The sequence below is a fragment of the Azospirillum sp. TSH58 genome (assembly GCF_003119115.1).
Lineage (GTDB): Bacteria > Pseudomonadota > Alphaproteobacteria > Azospirillales > Azospirillaceae > Azospirillum.
The window spans coordinates 2,400,292-2,420,187 of record NZ_CP022364.1 but is presented as its reverse complement, the minus strand read 5'-3'; the positions used below and the strand labels follow the sequence as shown (position 1 = coordinate 2,420,187).

At 70.4% G+C, this 19,896-nt stretch carries 16 protein-coding genes; 7 read left to right on the top strand and 9 right to left on the bottom strand.

What is annotated here, in order from left to right; translation table 11 throughout:
* Positions 1-17: 17 nt before the first annotated feature.
* From TSH58p_RS14945 to TSH58p_RS33985, 3 genes are all read right to left on the bottom strand, one after another.
* Complete coding sequence (locus TSH58p_RS14945; protein WP_109067775.1) at positions 18-2,528, bottom strand: penicillin-binding protein 1A; 2,511 nt, start codon at positions 2,526-2,528, stop codon at positions 18-20.
* 306 nt (positions 2,529-2,834) lie between these two features.
* A complete protein-coding gene (locus TSH58p_RS33990) occupies positions 2,835-3,590 on the bottom strand; it encodes an N-acetylmuramoyl-L-alanine amidase (RefSeq protein WP_247895505.1) in 756 nt (251 codons plus the stop codon).
* A complete protein-coding gene (locus TSH58p_RS33985) occupies positions 3,521-4,132 on the bottom strand; it encodes an AMIN domain-containing protein (RefSeq protein ID WP_247895504.1) in 612 nt (203 codons plus the stop codon). The genes TSH58p_RS33990 and TSH58p_RS33985 overlap by 70 nt, the downstream gene beginning before the upstream one ends.
* A 583-nt stretch (positions 4,133-4,715) precedes the next feature.
* Here TSH58p_RS33985 and TSH58p_RS14935 point away from each other — a divergent pair.
* Both TSH58p_RS14935 and greB read left to right on the top strand, forming a co-directional pair.
* Positions 4,716-7,928 (top strand): ribonuclease E/G, encoded by a 3,213-nt coding sequence (locus tag TSH58p_RS14935; RefSeq protein WP_109067777.1) that lies wholly within the window; start codon positions 4,716-4,718, stop codon positions 7,926-7,928.
* Positions 7,929-8,012: 84 nt separating this feature from the next.
* Positions 8,013-8,576, top strand: coding sequence for a transcription elongation factor GreB (gene greB, locus TSH58p_RS14930; protein ID WP_109067778.1), 564 nt, complete (start codon positions 8,013-8,015; stop codon positions 8,574-8,576).
* Positions 8,577-8,588: 12 nt separating this feature from the next.
* On the opposite strand, the gene TSH58p_RS14925 is transcribed toward greB, so the two are convergent.
* From TSH58p_RS14925 to TSH58p_RS14915, 3 genes are all read right to left on the bottom strand, one after another.
* The gene (locus tag TSH58p_RS14925; RefSeq protein ID WP_109067779.1) at positions 8,589-9,200 is read right to left on the bottom strand and encodes an HAD family phosphatase; all 612 of its coding nucleotides are present in this window, start codon (positions 9,198-9,200) and stop codon (positions 8,589-8,591) included.
* Between the two features lie 20 nt (positions 9,201-9,220).
* On the bottom strand, positions 9,221-9,976 hold the full coding sequence (locus TSH58p_RS14920) for a DsbA family protein (protein ID WP_109067780.1): 756 nt from the start codon (positions 9,974-9,976) through the stop codon (positions 9,221-9,223).
* A 122-nt stretch (positions 9,977-10,098) separates the two neighbouring features.
* Positions 10,099-11,451 carry a M48 family metalloprotease gene (locus tag TSH58p_RS14915; protein WP_247873797.1) on the bottom strand — a complete coding sequence of 451 codons (1,353 nt, stop codon included), beginning with the start codon at positions 11,449-11,451 and terminating at the stop codon, positions 10,099-10,101.
* Here TSH58p_RS14915 and TSH58p_RS14910 point away from each other — a divergent pair.
* Positions 11,420-12,829 (top strand): gamma-glutamyltransferase, encoded by a 1,410-nt coding sequence (locus TSH58p_RS14910; RefSeq protein ID WP_247873798.1) that lies wholly within the window; start codon positions 11,420-11,422, stop codon positions 12,827-12,829. The two genes, TSH58p_RS14915 and TSH58p_RS14910, sit on opposite strands and share 32 nt — an antisense overlap.
* Before the next feature lie 19 nt (positions 12,830-12,848).
* The gene (locus TSH58p_RS14905) at positions 12,849-14,003 is read left to right on the top strand and encodes a pyridoxal phosphate-dependent aminotransferase (RefSeq protein ID WP_109067781.1); all 1,155 of its coding nucleotides are present in this window, start codon (positions 12,849-12,851) and stop codon (positions 14,001-14,003) included.
* A gap of 147 nt (positions 14,004-14,150) precedes the next feature.
* On the opposite strand, the gene TSH58p_RS14900 is transcribed toward TSH58p_RS14905, so the two are convergent.
* Together TSH58p_RS14900 and TSH58p_RS14895 are read right to left on the bottom strand one after the other, a co-directional pair.
* Positions 14,151-15,515: a glutamate--cysteine ligase gene (locus tag TSH58p_RS14900; protein ID WP_109067782.1), complete on the bottom strand. Its 1,365-nt coding sequence runs from the start codon at positions 15,513-15,515 to the stop codon at positions 14,151-14,153.
* An 81-nt stretch (positions 15,516-15,596) separates the two neighbouring features.
* Entirely contained in the window at positions 15,597-16,391 is a 795-nt protein-coding gene (locus tag TSH58p_RS14895) for a 16S rRNA (uracil(1498)-N(3))-methyltransferase (protein ID WP_109067783.1), read from the bottom strand.
* A 133-nt stretch (positions 16,392-16,524) separates the two neighbouring features.
* Here TSH58p_RS14895 and ubiA point away from each other — a divergent pair, with 133 nt between their 5' ends.
* Positions 16,525-17,451, top strand: a complete 927-nt coding sequence (gene ubiA, locus TSH58p_RS14890; RefSeq protein WP_109067784.1) for a 4-hydroxybenzoate octaprenyltransferase — start codon at positions 16,525-16,527, stop codon at positions 17,449-17,451.
* Between the two features lie 13 nt (positions 17,452-17,464).
* Here ubiA and TSH58p_RS14885 read toward each other — a convergent pair whose 3' ends face one another.
* Positions 17,465-18,196: a CHAP domain-containing protein gene (locus TSH58p_RS14885; protein ID WP_348981716.1), complete on the bottom strand. Its 732-nt coding sequence runs from the start codon at positions 18,194-18,196 to the stop codon at positions 17,465-17,467.
* Positions 18,197-18,446: 250 nt separating this feature from the next.
* On the opposite strand from TSH58p_RS14885, the gene TSH58p_RS14880 reads away from it, so the two are divergent.
* Together TSH58p_RS14880 and TSH58p_RS14875 are read left to right on the top strand one after the other, a co-directional pair.
* Positions 18,447-19,106 carry a methyltransferase gene (locus TSH58p_RS14880; protein WP_109067786.1) on the top strand — a complete coding sequence of 220 codons (660 nt, stop codon included), beginning with the start codon at positions 18,447-18,449 and terminating at the stop codon, positions 19,104-19,106.
* Between the two features lie 3 nt (positions 19,107-19,109).
* On the top strand, positions 19,110-19,892 hold the full coding sequence (locus TSH58p_RS14875; RefSeq protein ID WP_109067787.1) for a DNA alkylation repair protein: 783 nt from the start codon (positions 19,110-19,112) through the stop codon (positions 19,890-19,892).
* Positions 19,893-19,896 lie beyond the last annotated feature (4 nt).

Below are 19,896 nucleotides of genomic sequence, written 5' to 3'. Positions count from 1 at the left end.
TTTTCAGAACACGCCGGTCAGTAGAGGCCGCCGGTCCCCACCGTCGCCGCCGAGGGCGGAGCCGCCGGAGCGCCCCAGCCGCCCGGCTGCTGCTGGGCCGCCGGATCGCCGCCGGGGACCCCACCGGTCCAGCCGCCGTCCGCCGCATGGGCCGAGCCGTCCAGCACCATCTGCGGCTGGTCGGGGTTGGGCTCCGTGCCGGGGATGAAGGCCTCCCAGATCGCCTTGCGCTCGCCGGGCTGGGCGAGGCGCCCGTTCTCCGGGTTGACGCGGACGAGGCGCAGACCGCGCGGCACGCGGAACGGCGTGGCCGGCTGGTCTTTCAGCGCCACCTCCATCACGTCCTTGAACACCGGCACCGCCGCCGAACCGCCGGTCTCGCGGGCGCCCAGCGAGCGCGGCTGGTCGAAGCCGATGTAGGTGCCGACCACGAGGTCGGGCGAGAAGCCCATGAACCACGCGTCATGGCTGTCGTTGGTCGTGCCGGTCTTGCCGGCCAGCGGCTTGCCCAGCGACAGCAGCTTCGTCGCCGTGCCGCGCTGCACCACGCCCTCCAGCATGGAGACCATCTGGTAGACGGTGCGCGGGTCGTTCACCTGCTCCCGCGTGTCGGCGACGGCGGGAACGGTCAGCCCGTCGCTCCAGGGCACCTGGTTGCAGGTGGCGCAGGGGCGCGTGTCGTGGCGGAAGATGGTCTTGCCGTTGCGGTCCTGCACCCGGTCGATAAAGGTCGGGCTGACCCGCTTGCCGCCGTTGGCCAGCATGGCGTAGGCGGTGGCGAGGCGCAGCACCGTCGTCTCGCCGGCGCCGAGCGACATCGGCAGGTAGGGCTGGAGGTTGTCGGTGATGCCGAAATTCTCGGCCAGCGCCTTCACCTTGTCCATGCCGACGGCCTGGGCCAGACGGACGGTCATGACGTTCCGCGACTTCTCGATGCCGGCGCGCAGCGGCGTCGGGCCGTAGAACTCGTGGCTGTAGTTCTCCGGCCGCCAGACCGGCTGGCCGTGGCCGGGGTCGTACTCGAACGGGGCGTCCATCACCAGCGAGGACGGGGTGAAGCCCTGGTTCAGCGCCGTCAGATAGACGAAGGGCTTGAAGGAGGAGCCCGGCTGCCGCATCGCCTGGGTGGCGCGGTTGAAGGAACTCATGTGCGGGGAGAAGCCGCCGACCATGGCGAGCACGCGGCCGGTGTGCGGGTCGAGCGCGACCAGACCGCCCTGCACCGCCGGGACCTGCCGCAGCGCGTAGGTGCCGGCCGGCGGCTCCTTGCCCTTCTCATCCTTGCCGGCGGCCTCGACCAGGATCAGGTCGCCCAGCTTGGCGACGTCGGAGGGGCGGCGGATCTCCGGGCCGAGCCGGTTGTCGTCGCGCTGCGCCCGCGCCCAGCGCAGCTCGGCCAGCGGCACGCGGCCGCGCGAGCCGTCCGGCAGGCCGATGTCGAGCGCCGCCGCCTCGTCGTCCTTCAGCACCACCGCCAGATGCCAGCCCTCGGAGCCGGGGGGCGGCGCCATGGAGGCGAGCTTCTTCGCCCAGTTGTCGAAATTCTCCATCTTGCCGACCGGCCCGCGGTAGCCGTGGCGGCGGTCGTACTGGACCAGCCCGGTGCGCAGCGCCTTGGTCGCCGCCTGCTGGAGCACCGGATCCATCGAGGCGCGGACCGACAGGCCGCCTTCGTAGAGCGCCTGCTCGCCGTAGAGCTTCACCAGCTCGCGCCGGACCTCCTCGGCGAAATACTCCGACGTCACATACTCCTGCTCCTCGCGCTTGCGCACGACCAGGGGCTTGGACTGGGCGATCCTGGCCTCTTCCGGGGTGATGTGCCCGTCCTCGGCCATGCGCCCGATCACCCAGTTGCGCCGCGCGATGGCGGCGTCGCGCTGGCGTTCCGGGTGGTAGTTGCTGGGCGCCTTGGGCAGGGCCGCCAGATAGGCCGCCTCTTCGATGTCCAGCTCGTCCAGCGCCTTGTTGAAGTAGTTCAGCGCCGCCGCCGCCACGCCGTAGGAACGGTATCCCAGGAAGATCTCGTTCAGATACAGCTCCAGGATGCGGTCCTTGCTGAAGGCCCGCTCGATGCGGATCGCCAGGATCGCTTCCTTGATCTTGCGCTGGAAGGACACCTCGTTGGTCAGCAGCATGTTCTTGGCGACCTGCTGCGTGATCGTCGAGGCGCCCATCGGCCGACGGTCGCGGCCGAGATTCTCCACGTTGGTCAGGATGGCGCGGGCGATGCCGACCGGGTCGATGCCCTTGTGGTCGTAGAAATTCTTGTCCTCGGCGGACAGGAAGGCGTTGGTCACGCGCTTCGGCATGGCGTCGATGGGGACGAACACGCGCTTTTCCGACGCGAACTCCGCCAGAAGGCGCCCGTCGCCCGCGTGGACGCGGGTGGTCACGGGCGGTTCGTAGTTGGCGAGCTTGGTGTAGTCCGGCAGTTCGTGATCGTAATGGTCCAGCATGTAGACCAGCCCCCCCACCCCGGCCAGGGCGAGGATCACGACGGCCATCAGGGCGGACAGAATAAAGCGCATGACGGTTCCCAGACAGGCATGGCGGCGGCCCCGCCGTCTTCGTCCGGGACAGAGGCCGGGAAGACGCGGAACCGTCCGATGGGCGGCATCCTACACCGCGAGGGGCGGCATCCTACACCGCGAGGGGCGGCATCCTACACCGCGAGGGGCGGCATCCTACACCGCGAGGGGCGGCAGTCCGACTCCCTCGCAGCCTTGTCAGGAAAATGTGACGGCCACAAGGCGCATGCAAGAAAGTGGTGACGGGGCGGCGCGTATGCCCGCCCGCCTCCGCCCGCATGGCTGCGGCTTCGGTTCAACCGAGCCTCAGCTCTTCTGCGCCCCGGTCAGCCATTTGAAATAGGCGTCGATGGTGCGGACCATGCCGCGGCCCAGCTTCTCGCGGTGGGCCGACTTGCTCAGCAGGCTGACGTCCTGGGGACTCGACAGATAGCCCATCTCGACCAGCGCCGACGGCATGTCCGGCGCGGTCAGCACGGCGAAGCCGGCCTGCCGGTGCGGCTTGTTGGGGATCAGCTTGACCTCGCGGCCGAGATGCTCCAGCGCCATGTTGGCGAAGCGCTTGGAGTGGTTCATCGTGTCGCGCTGGGCGAGGTCGATCAGGATCGTGGCGACCAGATCGTTCTCGGAGGACAGGTCCATGCCGGCCAGCGCGTCGGCCCGGTTCTCCTTGGCGGCCAGCATTTCCGCCTCGCGGTCGGACGCCCGGTCGGACAGGGTGTAGATGGACAGGCCGCGCATGTTGGCGGAGCCGATGCTGTCGGCGTGCAGCGACAGGAACAGGTCGGCGTTGGCCTCCCGCGCGATGGCGACGCGGTCGCGCAGGCGGATGAACACGTCCTTGTCGCGGGTCAGCCGCACCCGGTAGCGGCCGCTGCCCTCCAGCTGGCGCTTCAGCTCCCGCGCCATCGCCAGCGTGATGTCCTTCTCATAGACCCCGCCGACCCCGACCGCGCCGGGATCGACGCCGCCATGGCCGGGATCGACGACGATCATCGGCTTTTCCGGCACCGGCGCCGCCCGCGGCGGAACCGGCGGCGGCAGGGCCGCGGCGACCGGCACGATGGGGTCCTTGCGCGCCGGCGGGCGGGCCGCCTCGCGGCTCGCCGGCGGGGGGCCGTGGTCGCGGCGACCGGGGCGGCGGCGGCGAACTGCGCCGGGGTGGTGCGGGCGATGTCGAGGACGAAGCGCGGCTTGAAGCCGTCGCGCGGCGGAATGAGGTAGGATTCGACCACCCGCGCCGGGCCGTCGGTCTCCACCACCAGGCGGGAGGCGCCGCCGTCGCGCCCTTCGAAGCGGTAGCGGGCGACCACGCCCTTGCCCGCCATGACGGTGTTGCCACCCGGCCAGCTCACGTCCGGCAGATCGACCACGACCCGGTAGGGCGAGCCGTGCACCGACACGGTGAAGGGCACCGAGTCGGTGAGTTCCAGAACCAGCCGCGTCTTGTCGGGATGCAGGCCCAGCCGCGCGTTCAGGACGGACACCCGCTCCTGCACCGGCGGCGGAAAGGGCAGCGCCGCGGTGGTCTGGGCCTGCGCCGGGGCGCACGGCAGGACGGCCGCCCCCAGAAGGGCGCCCAGCGCGGCGACAATCGCGAGCAATCGGGGCATCCGTTCCATCAGAAACCACAAACCGGCAAAGCCAGCCGTCAGCTATAGCGCAGCGAAATCAAGGCGCTCAACGGCGGCGTCCGGGGGCGTGGCGGAATTGTCGGCGAGGGTGCCGTTCGTGCAACACCGCCCCGGCCATCGCCCGGCCCGGGGCAATGCCGCCGAACCGGATGCTGTGGACCGCAACTTTCGCCGAATTCCACGTTGTGCATGGTTTCGTGCTTGTCTATGGTAGCTCTGCGACATACCGCGACCCACCAGCCCACTCTTCCGAGAGGTTTCTCTCCGGGGTGACTGTGGGCGTCGCCCGCGGACCCCCACGGCCGAAATTTACATCATCGGGCGCGGTCCGGGGCGTGACGCTTCTGGGTTGCCGGTGGATTGGGACGAAACCTCGAAGCTGGTGCCGGCCGCAAGGCCGTAACCCGGAGGCCGAAGCCCGACCCGTCCTGGCTGCTTCGTCAGCGCCGTTCGACGGGTTAGGGGCCGGTTCCGCAGGCTTCGCACACAACGATGACGCGCCCTGGCGGCTTGTCCGTCGCGCGGGCGGCCTGGGGCGTCATGGGGATCTTGTATGGCCAAGCGCATGCTGGTGGACGCCACGCACCCGGAGGAAACCCGGGTTGCCGTGGTCAATGGGAACAGACTCGAAGACCTCGACTTCGAAATCGCCACCCGGAAGCAACTCAAGGGCAACATCTACCTTGCCAAGGTGACCCGGGTCGAGCCGTCGCTTCAGGCGGCCTTCGTGGAATATGGCGGGAACCGGCACGGCTTCCTGGCCTTCTCGGAAATCCATCCCGACTACTACCGCATCCCGATCGCCGACCGCGAGGCCCTGCTGGCCGAGGAGCGCCGGCTTGAGGAGCAGGCCGAGGCCCGCGCCGAGGCCGCCGCCGACGGCGCGGTGATGGCCGAGCCGATCCGCCCGGAGGTGGTGGTCGAGGAGAACTCCCCGATGCCCGGCTCCTACGCGGATGCCGAGGGCGACGGGTTCGAGGGCGACGTCCCGGCCTTCGCCACGGACGCCGGTTCGGATGAGTCCGCGGAGTCGGATGAGGCGCCGGACGGCGCCGCCCAGGCCGAAAGCCCCGACGTCATCGGCGGGGACGAGGTCGAGGAGGCCCACCGCCGCCGCACCCGCCCGCTGCGCAGCTACAAGATCCAGGAGGTCATCAAGCGCCGGCAGGTCATGCTGGTCCAGGTGACCAAGGAGGAGCGCGGCAACAAGGGCGCGGCGCTGACCACCTACCTGTCGCTGCCGGGCCGCTACTGCGTGCTGATGCCCAACACGGGCCGCGGCGGCGGGATCTCCCGCAAGATCACCAACCCCGCCGACCGCAAGCGCCTGAAGGAGATCCTCTCCGATCTCGACATTCCGGAAGGCATGGCGGTCATCCTGCGCACCGCGGGGCTGGAACGCTCCAAGCAGGAGATCAAGCGCGACCTCGAATATCTGCTGCGCCTGTGGGACGACATCCGCGTCCAGACGCTGAAGTCCTCCGCGCCCTGCCTCATCTATGAGGAGGCGAACCTCATCAAGCGCTCGATCCGCGATCTCTACACCGACGACATCGACGAGATCTGGGTCGAGGGCAGCGCCGGCTTCAACACCGCGCGCGACTTCATGCGCATGATGATGCCGAGCCACACCAAGCGCGTCATGCAGTACCAGGACGACACGATCCCGCTGTTCCACCGCTATCAGGTGGAAACGCAGATCGACGCGATCCACAGCCCGGTGGTGCAGCTCCGCTCCGGCGGCTACATCGTCATCAACCCGACCGAGGCGCTGGTTTCCATCGACGTCAACTCGGGCAAGTCGACGCGCGAGCGCAACATCGAGGAAACGGCCTACAAGACCAACCTCGAAGCCGCCGACGAGGTGGCGCGCCAGCTCCGCCTGCGCGACCTCGCGGGCCTCATCGTGATCGATTTCATCGACATGGAGGAGCCCCGCAACAACGCCGCGGTGGAGCGCCGCCTGAAGGAGGCGATGAAGAACGACCGGGCGCGCATCCAGCTCGGCCGCATCTCCGCCTTCGGCCTGCTGGAGCTGTCGCGCCAGCGCCTGCGCCCGTCGCTGCTGGAAACCAACTTCGAGCGTTGCCCGCACTGCTCCGGCACCGGCGTCATCCGCTCGGTGGAGTCCGCCTCGCTGCACGTTCTGCGCGCCATCGAGGAGGAGGGCATCCGCAAGCGGTCGTCGGAGATCACTGTCTTCGTGCCGACCCGCATCGCGCTCTACATCCTCAACCAGAAGCGCGGCGAGCTGGCCAAGATCGAGGACCGCTACCGGTTCCGCGTCATGGTCCAGGCCGACGACACGCTGATCGCGCCGGATCTGCGGCTTGAGCGCGTCAAGGCCCGCACGCCGGAGGACGACGTGCCGCTGGTCAGCGCCGAGCGCGTCCTGGCCGAGACCGACCGCATCCTGGCCGCCGAGGCCGAGGAGGCCGAGGAGGAGGCGCCCGTCGTCGAGGCCGCCGAGGCCGCCGGGGCCGCCGGGGCCGAGGTCGCGGAACGCGCCGACGCCGCCGGGGAGAGCGAGGGCGACCGCCGCCGCCGCCGCCGCCGCCGCCGTGGCCGCGGGCGTGACCGCGAGGATGGCCGCGCGCCATTCGGCGAATCCGCCGACGCGTCCGACGAGGCGACCGAGGGCGACGAGGTCGAAGCCGAGGCCGCCGACGCCGACGAGACGGCGATCGACGAGGAAGCGATCGAGCGCGCCCAGATCGAAGCGCCGGAGTTCGTCATCAACGACGTCGATGTCGGCCCCGCCCACATCGAGGACGACGAGGACGAGGATGCCGATCTGGCCGCCTCCGAGGCGGAAGACGGCGCCGACGCCTTCGAGACGAACGGCGACGGCAACGGTGACGCCAATGGCGAGCGCAAGAAGCGCCGCCGCGGCAAGCGCGGTGGCCGCCGGCGGTCCCGCCAGCGCGAGGGCCTGGAGGCCGGCGAGGGTCTGCCCGCCGCCGAATCGGAAGACGGCACCGAGGGCGAGGCGGAAGCCGAGTCCTTCCCGACCGCCGTCGAGGCCGGTCGCGCCGTCAACCCGCCGGAGCTGCCGGCGGACATGGAACCGGTCGAGTTCGACTGGGTCCTGACCAGCGCGGCGGCGGCCGAGGCCGCTCCGGAATCCGCGGCGGACACCGCTGTGGAGGTTCCGGCCGCGGAGCCCGCCGCCGAGGAGGCTCCGGCCCGCAAGCCGCGCCGTGGCCGCGCCAAGGCGACGGCCGCCGAGGCGGTGACGGCCCAAGCGGTGACGGCGGAGCCGGAAGCGGCCCCCGCCAAGCCGAAGCGCGCCGCGAAGGGCGCCAAGGCCGCCCCGAAGGCTTCCGCCAAGGCCGTTGCGGCCAAGGCTCCGGAAGAGGTCGCCGCCCAGGCGCCGGCCAAGCCGTCGCGCAGCCGCAAGGCGAAGGCCGAGGCTGTCGAGGCCGCTCCCGCGCCGGCGCCCGTCGCGGCCCCGGTTGCGGCCCCGGTTGCGGCCCCGGTCGCCGAGGAGGCGAAGAAGCGCCCGTCCCGCAAGCGCAAGACCGCGGCGGACGCCCCCGCCGAGGCGGCGCCCGCTCCGGCCCCGGTCGCGGCCCCGGTCGCCGAGGAGCCGAAGAAGCGCCCGGCCCGCAAGCGCAAGACCGCGGCGGACGCTCCCGCCGAAGCGGCTCCCGCTCCGGCCGTCACCGAGGCCCCCGAGGCTTCGGTCGCACCGCCGGAGTCCGAGCCCGCCAGCGCGGACTCCGCTCCGGAGGCCAAGCCGCGCCGGGGCTGGTGGAGCCGCTGAACGCGCGCTTCATCGCCGTAAAGACTGGAAAAGGCGCCTCGCGGCGCCTTTTCCTTTTCCTGCGAACCGCGAAGGGTCCCGACCATGAGCAAGGCCTTCACCCGGGAGAACGATTCCGCCGGCGACGACGACGAGGCCGACGATCCCAAGCCCTTGCCCAAGGGCGTGAAGAACTACATGACGCCCGAAGGCTTCCAGCGCATGCAGGAGGAGCTGCGCTCGCTGCTGCGCGTCGAGCGCCCGAAGGTGGTCGAGGTGGTGTCCTGGGCCGCCGGCAACGGCGACCGCTCGGAGAACGGCGACTACATCTACGGCAAGAAGCGCCTGCGCGAGATCGACCGGCGCATCCGCTTCCTGACCAAGCGCCTGGAGTCGGCGGAGGTGGTCGATCCCACGCTCCAGAAGAACCGCGACCGCGTGTTCTTCGGCGCCACCGTCACCTACGCGCGGGAAGACGGGACGGAGAACACCGTCACCATCGTCGGCGCCGACGAGGTCGACATGGACCGCGCCCATGTGAGCTGGATTTCGCCGATCGCGCGCGCCCTGCTGAAGGCGCAGGAGGGCGACGTGGTGGACCTGCGCACCCCCGCCGGGCTGGAGCAGATCGAGGTCGTCGCCATCCGCTATCCGGGCGACGCGGCGTAAGGAAGGCTGGGGCTACAGAAGCCCCAGCTCCTCCAGTTCGGCGCGCAGGCTGGCGGCGCCGGAGAAACGGTGCGCCGTCATGCCGATGGCGCGGGCGGCCTCGACGTTGGCCGGGCTGTCGTCGATGAAACAGCAGTCCGCCGCCTGCAGGCCGTAGCGGTCGAGCAGGAGCCGGAAGATCGCCGGGTCCGGCTTCACCAGCCTTTCGTCGCCGGACACGATGATCCCGTCGAAGACGTTCAGGAAATCGAAGCGCCTGCGGGTCAGCGCGAACTTCTCCGACGAGAAGTTGGTGATGGAGTAGAGCGGCGTCCCGCGCTCCTTCAACTCCATCAGGATGTCCGGGGTCCCGGCCATGGGGCCGGGCACCATCTCCTCCCACCGCTCGTGATAGGCGCGGATCAGCTCGCGGCAGTCGGGGAACTCGGCGGCCAGGACGGCGACCGCCTCGTCCCAAGGACGGCCGCGGTCCTGCTCCAGATTCCAGGCGGGGCTGCAGACGGTGTCGAGGAAGTCCTCCATCAGGTCCTCGTACCCGTCGAACAGCTCGCGGTAGAGATGCCGCGGGTCCCATTCGATGAGCACCTGGCCGATGTCGAAGACGACGGTGGTTGGCTTGGTCATCGTCAATTCCCGTCCCGCCCTCAACCCTTGCGGGCCGCGGCAACGAGGTCCTTCATCTGGTCCAGCTTGATGGCGCCGGGAACCAGCTCGTCGCCGATGACGAAGGCCGGGGTGCCGCGGATGCCCAGCTCCTCGGCCAGCGCCTGGTTGGCGGCGATGACCTTCAGCACCTCGGGGCTGTTCATGTCCTTCTTCAGCTTGTCGGTGTCCAGCCCGACCGACTTGGCCAGCCGCTGGATCACGTCGTCGTCGAGCTGGCCGCGGTGGGCCATCAGGGCGTTGTGGAATTCCAGATACTTGCCCTGTCCGCGCGACGCCAGCGCCGCCTTGGCCGCGGTCAGCGAGGCCGGGCTGAGGATCGGGAACTCCTTGAAGACGAAGCGCAGCTTGCCGTCGTCCTTGATCAGGCGCTCGGTGTCGGCCTGCACGGCCTTGCAGTAGCCGCACTGGTAATCGAAGAACTCGACCACCGTCACGTCGCCCTTGGGGTTGCCGGCGACCGGATCGGCGGGGTTCTGGAACAGCGCCGCCTTGTTGTCGGCCAGCGCCGCCTTGGCCTTCTGCTCCTCGGCCATCTTCTGGCGCTTCTGGAGCGAGTCCACGGCCTCCAGGATGATCTCCGGGTTCTTCAGGATGTAGTCGCGCACGACCTCCTCGACGGCCTTGCGCTGCGCGTCGTCCATCGGGCTCTGCGCCTGGAGGGCGGGGGCCAGCAGCCCCGTCGGAAGGGCCAGCGCGGCGGCGAGCGCCAGGGCGGCGGGGCGGAAGCGGGTCATGACGAACTCTCTCGTGTGGCGTTTGGCCGAAGCGGATCGAAGAGATGCGAGTCGGGGCGGTACTGTGGACCGGGATGGCGGGGTCAGGCAAGACGGCTGTGCGCCGCCCGAAGGGGGGAGCCTCACTTGCCGCCCGCCTGCCCGCGGATGTCCTGGGCGCGCAGCCAGCCGGGGGAGCCGGCGGGCAGCAGCTTCTCCGCCCGCTCCGCCTGGAAGCGGGCCATCGGCTTGTCGCCGCGGGCGAAGGCCTCCTCGGCGGTGGCGTAGGCGACCATGCCGGCGTTGCCCTTCATGCTCCAGGCCTGGGCCATCAGCCGCCACAGGAAGGCGGATTGGGCCTGCGTCTTGGAGGCGACCTGAAGGTTGCGCAGCGCCTCGTCGGCCAGCCGGCTGTCGTTCTGTTCCATCAGGGAGTGGGCCAGCGAGACGCGGATGCTGCCGGCGTCCGGCTCCAGCTCGATCGCCTTGCGGTAGGGGGCGGCGGCGTCCACCGCCCGACCGTTCTGCAGCATCAGGTCACCCTTCATCTCGTAGAGGAAGGCGTTCTTCGGCTCCTGGGCGATCAGCCCGTCGACCAGCGGCAGGGCCTGCCGGACCTCGCCGCGCCGGAAATAGGCGTAGGCCCGGCCGTAGCGCGCCACGAAGGACGGGTCGTCCGCCTTGTAGCGGCGCAGCGCCCCGTTGGGGTCGAGGTAGGCGTAGAGCTTGGCCTGGATGCGCCGGAACTCCTCGTTCCATTGCGTGGGAACCGGCTTCTTGCCGACGCGCGACCGCTCCACGAAGTTGCGCACCGTCTCGATGCGCTCGCGGGTCAGCGGGTGGGTGCGGCGGTAGCCGGCGTCGCGGTCCACCAGCAGCGGATCGTCGGCGGCGCCCAGCTTCTCCAGGAAGGTGACCAGCCCCTCCGCCGAGATGCCGGACTGCTCCATGTAGGACAGGCCCGCCTGATCGGCCGAGGATTCCTGGCTGCGCGAGAAGGACAGGAAATTGCGCTCCGCCAGATGCTGGCCCAGCATGACGCCCGCAGCACCGGCCCCGGCGTTGCCCGCGGCGATGCCGCCGACGATGCCGATGCCCATGCCGATCAGCGAGGACAGGAAGGCGTTCTCCATCGCCTCCGACCCGCGGACCAGATGGCCGCCGGCGATGTGGCCGGTTTCGTGGGCGATCACGCCGATGAGCTGCCCGGCGTCCTCCAGCCCCAGCAGCAGGCCGGTGTGCAGGAAGATGTTCTGCCCGCCCGCGACGAAGGCGTTCATGGTGTTGTCGTTGACCAGGACGATGTTCACGGCGTCCGGATCGATGCCGGCGGCCTGGAAGATTGGCCGCGCCATGTCGCGGATGATATGTTCCGTCTCGGCGTCGCTCAGGAATTGCATCTCCTGGCGCCGCTGCGCGCCCGCGGGCGGCGACCACGACAGAACCATCACGGCAAACATGGCGATGACCGAAACCAGCCTGCTGGGCTTGCGCACCGTTTCTTCCTCCGCACACCGGGGCACCGGGCAGCCGGTCAAGATGCCGGTCCGGGCGCCCCATTCCACCCGCCGAATCTGGCAAGGGTTGGGCGCGATTGCCATAGCCGCATCGCTCGTCGGCGGTTGCGTCAACACGAAATACCGCACGGGCGCCCCCGCCCAGAGCTTCGTCGCGGCCGACGAGCCGCGCGCGGCGGAGATCGGGCGCGACATCATCGCCCAGGGCGGCAAGGCCGGCGACGCCGCCGCCGCCATGGCGATGGCGATGGCCGTCACCCTGCCGTCGCGCGTCGGGATGACCGGCGGCGGCGTCTGCGTGGTGTTCGACGCCGCGAAGAAGGAAACCCGCACGCTCGACTTCCTGCCCCGATCCACCGGTACCGGCGGGGCCGCCCTGCCCGGCTTCCTGCGCGGCGTCTACGCGCTCCAGGCCGCCACGGGGGCGATGCGCTGGGAGCAGGCCGTGGTCCCGGCGGAGCAGCTCGCCCGCTCCACCCCGGTCAGCCGGGCGCTGGCCCGCGACCTCGCCGACTCCGGCGCCCGCCTGTCCGCCGATCCGGAGGCGCGCCGCGTCTTCCTGCCGACCGGCGCTCCGCTCGCCGAAGGCGCGCCGCTGAGCCAGCCGGAGCTGGCCGCCACCCTGTCGCAGGTGCGCCGCAGCGGCATCGCCGCGATGTATGGCGGGCCGCTGGGCGGTGCCGTGGCCCAGGCCGCCGCCATCGACCCCGCGGCCGTCCGCGGCTTCCAGCCGCGCTGGACCGGCACCGCGGCGATTCCGCTGGGCATCGTCTCGATGCATTTCGCCCAGCTTCCCGAGACCAGCAACGGCGCCGCCCTGACCGCCGCCTGGAACGCCGCCGCCGACCTGCCGTCCGACCAGCGCGCGGCCCGCGTGGCCCAGGCGCTGGGCGCCACCGGCAACGGCGCTTCCGCGCCCGGCGCCGGCCTCGTCGTGATCGACCATGAGGAGAACGGGGTCGCCTGCTCCTTCACGATGGGGGCGCCCTTCGGGGCCGGCCGCATGGTGCCGGGCACCGGCCTGCTGGCCGCCCGCGGGGTGGACGGCGCCGGCTTCGGCGCGCCGGGCCTGCTGACCAACGCCATCGTCGGACGCACCCAGTTCGCCGGGGCGGCCAGCGCCGCCGGCAACGACGGCCCCGCCGCCGCTCCCGCCGCCCTGCTGACCGCCGCCCTGCCCGCCGCGCTCGACAAGGAACCGGGCGCCGCCATCCGGGTCAGCCGCGCCACGGCCGGACCGGGCCGCGCCACCTTCGTCACCTGCCAGACCTCGATGGAGAGCGGCTGGAAGGAATGCCAGGTCGCCGCCGACCCGCGCGCCCACGCCCTGGGCATCCTGGTCGAAACCGAGCGTTGACGCACAAAAGTCTGGAATCATGAGCAAAGCACCCAAAGTCTCCAAACGGGGCGCCATCCCGCCCTTCTTCGTCATGGAAGTGATGCGCGCCGCCGCCGAGCGGGAAGCCGCCGGCCTGGAGGTCCTGCACATGGAGGTCGGGCAGCCCTCGACCGGCGCGCCGAAGGGCGTGCTGGAGGCCGCCCACCGCATGCTCGACGCCGACGTGCTGGGCTACACCGGAGCGCTGGGCATCCCGGCGCTGCGGGCGGCCATCGCCGGCTGGTACCGCGACCGCTACGGGATCGAGGTGCCGGAGCGGCGCGTGGTGGTCACCACCGGCTCGTCCGGGGCCTTCCAGCTCGGCTTCCTGGCGGCCTTCGATCCGGGCGACCGGGTGGCCATGGCCTCGCCCAGCTACCCGGCTTACCGCCACACCCTGACCGCGATCGGGGTGGAGCCGGTGGAGCTGCCGACCGGGCCGGAGCACCGGTTCCAGCCGACCATCGAACTGCTGGAACAGCTCGATCCGCCCATCCAGGGGTTGATCGTCGCCAGCCCGGCCAACCCGACCGGCACGATGCTGAGCCGGGAGGAGCTGACCGCGCTCGCCAACTGGTGCGACGCCAAGGGCGTGCGCCTCGTCTCCGACGAGATCTACCACGGCCTGACCTACGGGCCGGAGGCCGTCACCGCCGCCGAGGTCAGCGAGAGCGCGCTGGTGGTGAACAGCTTCTCCAAATACTTCTCGATGACCGGCTGGCGGCTGGGCTGGATGATCGTGCCGGACGACCTGATCCGCTCGGTCGAATGCCTCGCCCAGAACCTGTTCATCTCGGCCCCCAGCCTGTCGCAGGCCGCCGCGGTGGCGGCGTTCAGCTGCACCGAGGAGCTGGACGGCCATGTCGCCCGCTACGCCCGCAACCGCGACCTGCTGCTGAGGGAACTGCCGAAGGCCGGGTTCGACAAGCTGGCTCCGGCGGACGGCGCCTTCTACATCTACGCCGACGTGACGGAGATGACCGACGACAGCGAGGCCTTCTGCAAGCGCATCCTGGCCGAGACGGGCATCGCCTGCACCCCCGGCGTCGACTTCGACCCGGCCCGCGGCCTCCGCTTCGTGCGCTTCAGCTTCGCCGGCTCGGAGGAAACCATCGCCGAGGCGGCGCGGCGGCTCATCGCCTGGAAGAGGTAGGTTAGCCCTATCCCTTCTCCCCCCTGGGGAGAAGGTTAGGATGAGGGGGGCGCCGGAGGCGCGCCAAGTTCAACGAGTATCTTCCGCCCTACCGGGCCTCACGCCCCCTCACCCAACCCTCTCCCCAGAGGGGAGAGGGCTTCATTCTCAGTACGCGTATTCCTTGAACACCGGGTCGACGCTGCCGCCCCAGGGACCGTTGAACTTCGCCAGAAGCTCGTCGGCGGGGGTCTGGCCGGACTCGGCGATGTCGAGCAGCGTGTTCAGGAAATGCGCCTCGTCGTCGCCCCAGTTGTCGTTGCGGGCGCGGCGAGTCAGACCGCCGCGGGCGATCTCCAGCACCTCCAGCGCGACCTCCCGCACCGTGCGGCCGCGGAAGGGGGTGCGCAGGGCGTGGCGCGGCACCTCGGCGCGCAGGTGGGCGCGCTCCTCCGTCGTCCAACCCTTCACGAGGTCCCAGGCGGCGTCGAGCGCCTGGCTGTCGTAGAGCAGCCCGACCCACAGCGCCGGCAGGGCGCACAGGCGCCGCCACGGGCCGCCGTCGGCGCCGCGCATCTCCAAATACTTCTTCAGACGCACCTCGGGGAAGGAGGTGGTCATGTGGTCGGCCCAGTCGGTGATCAGCGGGACCTCGCCCGGCAGAGCCGGCAGGCGGCCCTGCATGAAGTCGCGGAAGGACTGGCCGGAGGCGTCGATGTACGTGCCGTCGCGGTAGACGAAGTACATCGGCACGTCGAGCAGGTAGTCCACGTACCGCTCGAACCCGAAGCCGTCCTCGAACACGAAGGGCAGGTCGCCGGTGCGGTCGGGGTCGGTGTCGGTCCAGATGTGGCTGCGGAAGCTCTGGAAGCCGTTCGGCTTGCCCTCGGTGAAGGGCGAGTTGGCGAACAGCGCCGTGGCGATGGGCTGAAGCGCCAGGCTGACCCGGAACTTCTTCACCATGTCGGCTTCCGACGCGAAGTCCAGGTTCACCTGCACGGTGCAGGTGCGCATCATCATGTCCAGGCCGAGATTGCCGCGCTTGGGCATGTAGTCGCCCATGATCCTGTAGCGGCCCTTGGGCATCCAGGGGATCTCGTCGCGCCGCCACTTCGGCTGGAAACCGAGGCCCATCATGGCGATGCCCAGCTCGCCACCGATCTCCTTCACCTGATCGAGGTGGCGGTGCACCTCGGCGCAGGTCTGGTGCAGGGTCTCCAGCGGGGCGCCGGACAGTTCCACCTGCCCGCCCGGCTCCAGCGTGATGTTCGCCATGCCCTGGGTCAGGGCGATGAGGTTGCCCTTTTCCTCCACCGGGTCCCAGCCGAAGCGCTGCAGGCGGGTCAGCAGTTCGCCGATCCCATCCGGCCCCTCGTAGGGCAGCGGTCGGTGGTCGGAGACGCGGTAGGCGAATTTCTCGTGTTCGGTCCCGATGCGCCACTGGTCGGCGGGTTTGCTGCCGGATTCCAGATAGGCCGCCAGTTGGCGGCGGTCGGTGATCGGTTCACCACGCGTCTGCGGAGGTGCGGACATGGAAGCTCCCGCTTTCAAAAAGTCTAAACTGGCAAAAGGGTCAAACGGCCCGCCTCGGAACAGCGGCGCGTCGAGCGGCCCTTACTCCCCGACGGTGGGGTCGGCCGGCGCGCGGAAGGGCGGTCGGGTGTCGCCCCCGTCCGCCGTCCAGTCCCCCGCAAGGGCCTGCCAGCAGGCGAGCGCCGCGACCACCGCCGTGTCGGCCCGGAGAATGCGGGGCCCCAGACCGACGGGAACAACAAAGGGGAGTTTGCAAATTTCGTCAAGTTCGGACTGCGCAAAGCCGCCCTCCGGCCCGATCAGGAAGGCGGCGGGGCCGCGCGGACGGTCGCGGACGGCCTCCGCGATGGGGCGTACGTTCCCCGCCTCGGCGCACAGGTACAGCGTACGTTCGGCCGGCCAGCCGGCCAGCGCCTTGTCCAGCGGCAGCGGGTCGGCCATCTCCGGCACGGTCAGCCGCTCCGACTGCTCGGCGGCCTCGATGGCGTTGGCGCGCAGGCGGTCGGTGTTGACGCGGTTGGGGTCGGTGCGGCGGGTGAAGACCGGCCACAGGCGCGACACGCCCAGCTCGCTGGCCTTCTCCGCGACGAAATCGATGCGCCCGCGCTTGATCGGGGCGAACAGCAGCCAGAGGTCCGGCCCGGCCGCCTGGAGACGCCGCTGCACCGTCACGGTGAGCGAGCACCAGCCCTTGCCGAAGCCGTCGATGGCCGCCAGCCATTCACCGTCCTGCCCGTTGAAGACGGCCACGATGTCGCCCTTGTCGAGCCGCAGGACATGGCGCAGGAAATGCGCCCGCTCGTGGTCGAGCCCCACCGCCTGCCCCTCGCCGAGGGGGCTGTCCACATAGAGGCGGGTCTTCGGTTGGTCTGACATGGCGCAAGGTCTCCGGTGTGCGGCGCCGACTATAGCGATAACGCTCCGGGGCGGAAACGGCCCAGCCTTGCGGGGACCCACCCCCGCCGCTACCTTGCCCCCGGTTTCCTTCACTTCCTTTCCCGAGTCCGCCATGACCAGCCCCGCCTCCCCCGCTCCCGGCGATTTCACCGACATCCGGCGCGGCGACTGGATCGACCGCTTCGCCCCGGCGGCGACTCGTCCCTATCTGCGGCTGGCGCGGCTGGACCGGCCCATCGGCACCTGGCTGCTGCTGTTTCCCGGCTGGTGGAGCATCGCGCTGGCCGGATCGGGGCCGCTGCCCGACCTCTGGCTGATGGCCCTGTTCGCGGTCGGCGCGGTGGTGATGCGCGGGGCCGGCTGCACGGTCAACGACATCCTCGACCGCGACTTCGACGCGATGGTGGAGCGCACGCGGACGCGCCCCATCCCCTCCGGGCAGGTGTCGGTGAAACAGGCGCTGGCCTTCCTGGTCTTCCAGCTCCTGATCGGTCTCGCGGTGCTGGTGCAGTTCAACCTGCTCACCATCGGGCTGGGCGTGCTGTCGCTGGCGCTGGTCTTCACCTACCCGCTGATGAAGCGCATCACCTGGTGGCCGCAGGCCTTCCTGGGGCTGACCTTCAACTGGGGCGCCCTGATGGGCTGGACCGCGGTGCGCGGCGATCTGGAATGGCCGGCGCTGGCGCTGTACGCCGCGGGGATCGTCTGGACGCTGGGCTACGACACCATCTACGCCCACCAGGACAAGGAGGACGACGCGCGAATCGGCGTGAAGTCCACCGCCCTGCGGCTGGGCGACCAGAGCAAGATCTGGATCTACGGCTTCTACACGCTGACCTTCGTGGGGATCGGCATCGCCGGGCGTCTGGCCGGGCTCGGCGGACTGTTCCTGCCGCTGCTCTCGCTGGCCGCGCTGCAGCTCTCCTGGCAGGTGGCGACCTGGAACCCCGACGACCAGACGGACTGCCTGAAAAAGTTCAAGTCGAACCGCTGGTTCGGCTGGCTGGTGCTGGCGGCCTTCCTGGCCGGGAAAATCTAAGGCGGGGGAGACCTTACCGCGTCAGCTCGGCGACGGTGCTGTCGGTGGAGCCCGGCTTGCGTGGCGGCAGGACGGCGCGGACGCCCTCGGTCGAGGCCACCGTGACGACATCCTTCTGGGAGGCCGGCAGGGTCGGCTTGCGGGCCGGCAACACGGCGACCGTCATCACCGGCTGAGCCGTCTTCGCGGCGGTGCCCTTGCCGGACAGGGTGAGGGACGCGGTCAGCACCTGCGGCTTGCGACCCGGAACGACGATGGCCTGGCCCTTGAGGGAGGCTTCCATCAGGCGCGGCCCGGCGGCGGGCTTGGGCGTGGAACGGCCCTGCGGGGCGACCGCGAAGGTGCTGCCGATGCCGGCACCGCGGGAATCGGCCTGACGGACGTCCGCCTCCTCGCCGTCGGGCAGGATGAAGCCGTAGGTGGTGTAGACGCGCAGGCCGAGCTGGTCCGACGGCTCGTGCCAGACGCGGACGGCCGACCAGTCGTTGCGCGGCGACACGTCGACCACGCGCATGTTGCGGCGCAGGCCACGGCCGTCGAGCCAGGAGTGATCGACCTCGATGGTGCGGCGGTCGATGATGTGGCTGACCAGGGAGACGTGGCCGCGGCCCAGCCGCTGCGACCGCTTGAAGACGAGGACGGAGCCGAGCGCCGGGCGCTGGTCGCGCTCATACTGCTGGTTGGCGGCGGAGTTCCACCACGTCCAGGCATCGCCCCGGATGTCGAAATCCGATATGGAGCGCACCGTGCGGACGCAATCGCCGTCCTGGGCCTTGGCTTGGGATATGGTGAACGGGCTGAGAGCGATGAACGCCGCGAACGATGCGCAGAGTGCAATCCCTTTCGACCGCATATCAGCCCCATGCCCTTTGTTTTTCTCCTTTCGAACGGGTAACACGGGACAGCAGGTGTGTCTACTCCGTTTGAATTATGTAACCAAAACCGGTTGTGGATAGATCATCCATGCCCGCGCAGCCCCCGCCGGGAGTCCCGTTATGAACAACTTTTCTCAAATCGACTTCATCCGCTCCAACACGGTGGTGACACGGACTCCTTTGCTGCCTGAGATCGCCCTGCATCTGGCGACGGAAATCACGCCGCTGTGGGAAGCTACGGAGGATTCTTTGAAAGAGTCCAATGTACCGCCGCCCTACTGGGCCTTTGCTTGGCCGGGCGGTCAGGCGGTGGCGCGGCTGGTTCTCGACCGGCCGGAGCTGGTGGCGGGCAAGTCGGTGCTGGATTTCGCCGCCGGCACCGGGCTGGTCGGCATCGCCGCGATGATGGCCGGGGCGACCCGCGTGCAGTCCTGCGACATCGACCGCTTCGCCCTGGCCGCCATCGCCCTGAACGCCGAGTCCAACGGGGTCGAGGTGAAGGCGGTCAGCGCCGATCTGGTGGACCGCCCCCTGCCCGGCATCGACGTCGTCCTGGCGGGCGACGTCTGCTACGAGAAGCCGATGGCCGACCGGGTGACCGCCTGGCTGCGCGCAATCGCCGCAACCGGCACGCTCGTCCTGCTGGGCGATCCGGGGCGCGCCTACGTTCCGCTCAGCGGAATCGAGCGGGTCGCGCAGTACAGCGTCCCGACCTCCCTGGAGCTGGAGGACCGTGAGATGCGCGAAACGACGATCTGGCGCCTGCTGCCGGAGGCCTGAGCCATGACCGTCGCCACGACCGCGCCGCGCAAGGGCGCCACCCGCATGGCCGACATCCCGCCGGAGGTGCTGGCCGACCTGAACGCCGGCCGGCGCGAGACCGCCACGCTGGCCGAATCGCTCGCCATCGACTTCGCCGTGCTGCTGGCCGCCGCCGTTCCGGAGGCCGCGGGCGCCGTTTCCTTCGATCCGAAGGAGGGCGTGACCCGGCGCATGGCCGCAGCGGGGAGCGCGGTCGTCGAGCGCCTCGACCCGGCGGCCGTGGAGCGGCTGGCCGCCCACCCGTCCGACACGGTGCGCGGCTGGGCCTGCTACGCGCTGGCGGCCGCCCCCGGCCTGACATTGGCGGAACGGTTGGAGCGCGTCCGTCCGCTGGCCGACGACCCGCATTTCGGCGTGCGCGAATGGGCGTGGCTGGCCCTGCGCCCCCACATCGCCGCCGCCATCGACGAGTCCCTGGCCCTCCTTGCCCCCTGGACCGCCGAGCCGTCGGAGCGGCTGCGCCGCTTCGCCAGCGAGGCCACACGCCCCCGCGGCGTCTGGTGCGGCCACATCGGCGTGCTGAAGACCGATCCGGCGCGCGGCCTGCCGGTGCTCGACCCGCTGCGGGCGGATGGTGCGCGCTACGTCCAGGATTCGGTCGCCAACTGGCTGAACGACGCGGCGAAGAGCCAGCCCGGTTGGGTGCAGGCGCTGTGCGCCCGCTGGGAGACGGACAGCCCCGACCCCGACGCCACCCGCCGCATCGTCCGCCGCGCCCTGCGCAGCGTACCCTGCGCAGCGTGAAGGA

What these genes read in the sequence shown, in the direction of transcription:
- TSH58p_RS14945 (WP_109067775.1), bottom strand. Translation starts at nt 2,528, where the DNA reads ATGCGCTTTATTCTGTCCGCCCTGATGGCCGTCGTGATCCTCGCCCTG.
- TSH58p_RS14935 (WP_109067777.1), top strand. Translation starts at nt 4,716, where the DNA reads ATGGCCAAGCGCATGCTGGTGGACGCCACGCACCCGGAGGAAACCCGG.
- TSH58p_RS14880 (WP_109067786.1), top strand. Translation starts at nt 18,447, where the DNA reads ATGAACAACTTTTCTCAAATCGACTTCATCCGCTCCAACACGGTGGTG.
- greB (WP_109067778.1), top strand. Translation starts at nt 8,013, where the DNA reads ATGAGCAAGGCCTTCACCCGGGAGAACGATTCCGCCGGCGACGACGAC.
- TSH58p_RS14920 (WP_109067780.1), bottom strand. Translation starts at nt 9,976, where the DNA reads ATGACCCGCTTCCGCCCCGCCGCCCTGGCGCTCGCCGCCGCGCTGGCC.
- TSH58p_RS14905 (WP_109067781.1), top strand. Translation starts at nt 12,849, where the DNA reads ATGAGCAAAGCACCCAAAGTCTCCAAACGGGGCGCCATCCCGCCCTTC.
- TSH58p_RS14925 (WP_109067779.1), bottom strand. Translation starts at nt 9,200, where the DNA reads ATGACCAAGCCAACCACCGTCGTCTTCGACATCGGCCAGGTGCTCATC.
- TSH58p_RS14910 (WP_247873798.1), top strand. Translation starts at nt 11,420, where the DNA reads ATGACCGAAACCAGCCTGCTGGGCTTGCGCACCGTTTCTTCCTCCGCA.
- ubiA (WP_109067784.1), top strand. Translation starts at nt 16,525, where the DNA reads ATGACCAGCCCCGCCTCCCCCGCTCCCGGCGATTTCACCGACATCCGG.
- TSH58p_RS14895 (WP_109067783.1), bottom strand. Translation starts at nt 16,391, where the DNA reads ATGTCAGACCAACCGAAGACCCGCCTCTATGTGGACAGCCCCCTCGGC.
- TSH58p_RS14900 (WP_109067782.1), bottom strand. Translation starts at nt 15,515, where the DNA reads ATGTCCGCACCTCCGCAGACGCGTGGTGAACCGATCACCGACCGCCGC.
- TSH58p_RS14875 (WP_109067787.1), top strand. Translation starts at nt 19,110, where the DNA reads ATGACCGTCGCCACGACCGCGCCGCGCAAGGGCGCCACCCGCATGGCC.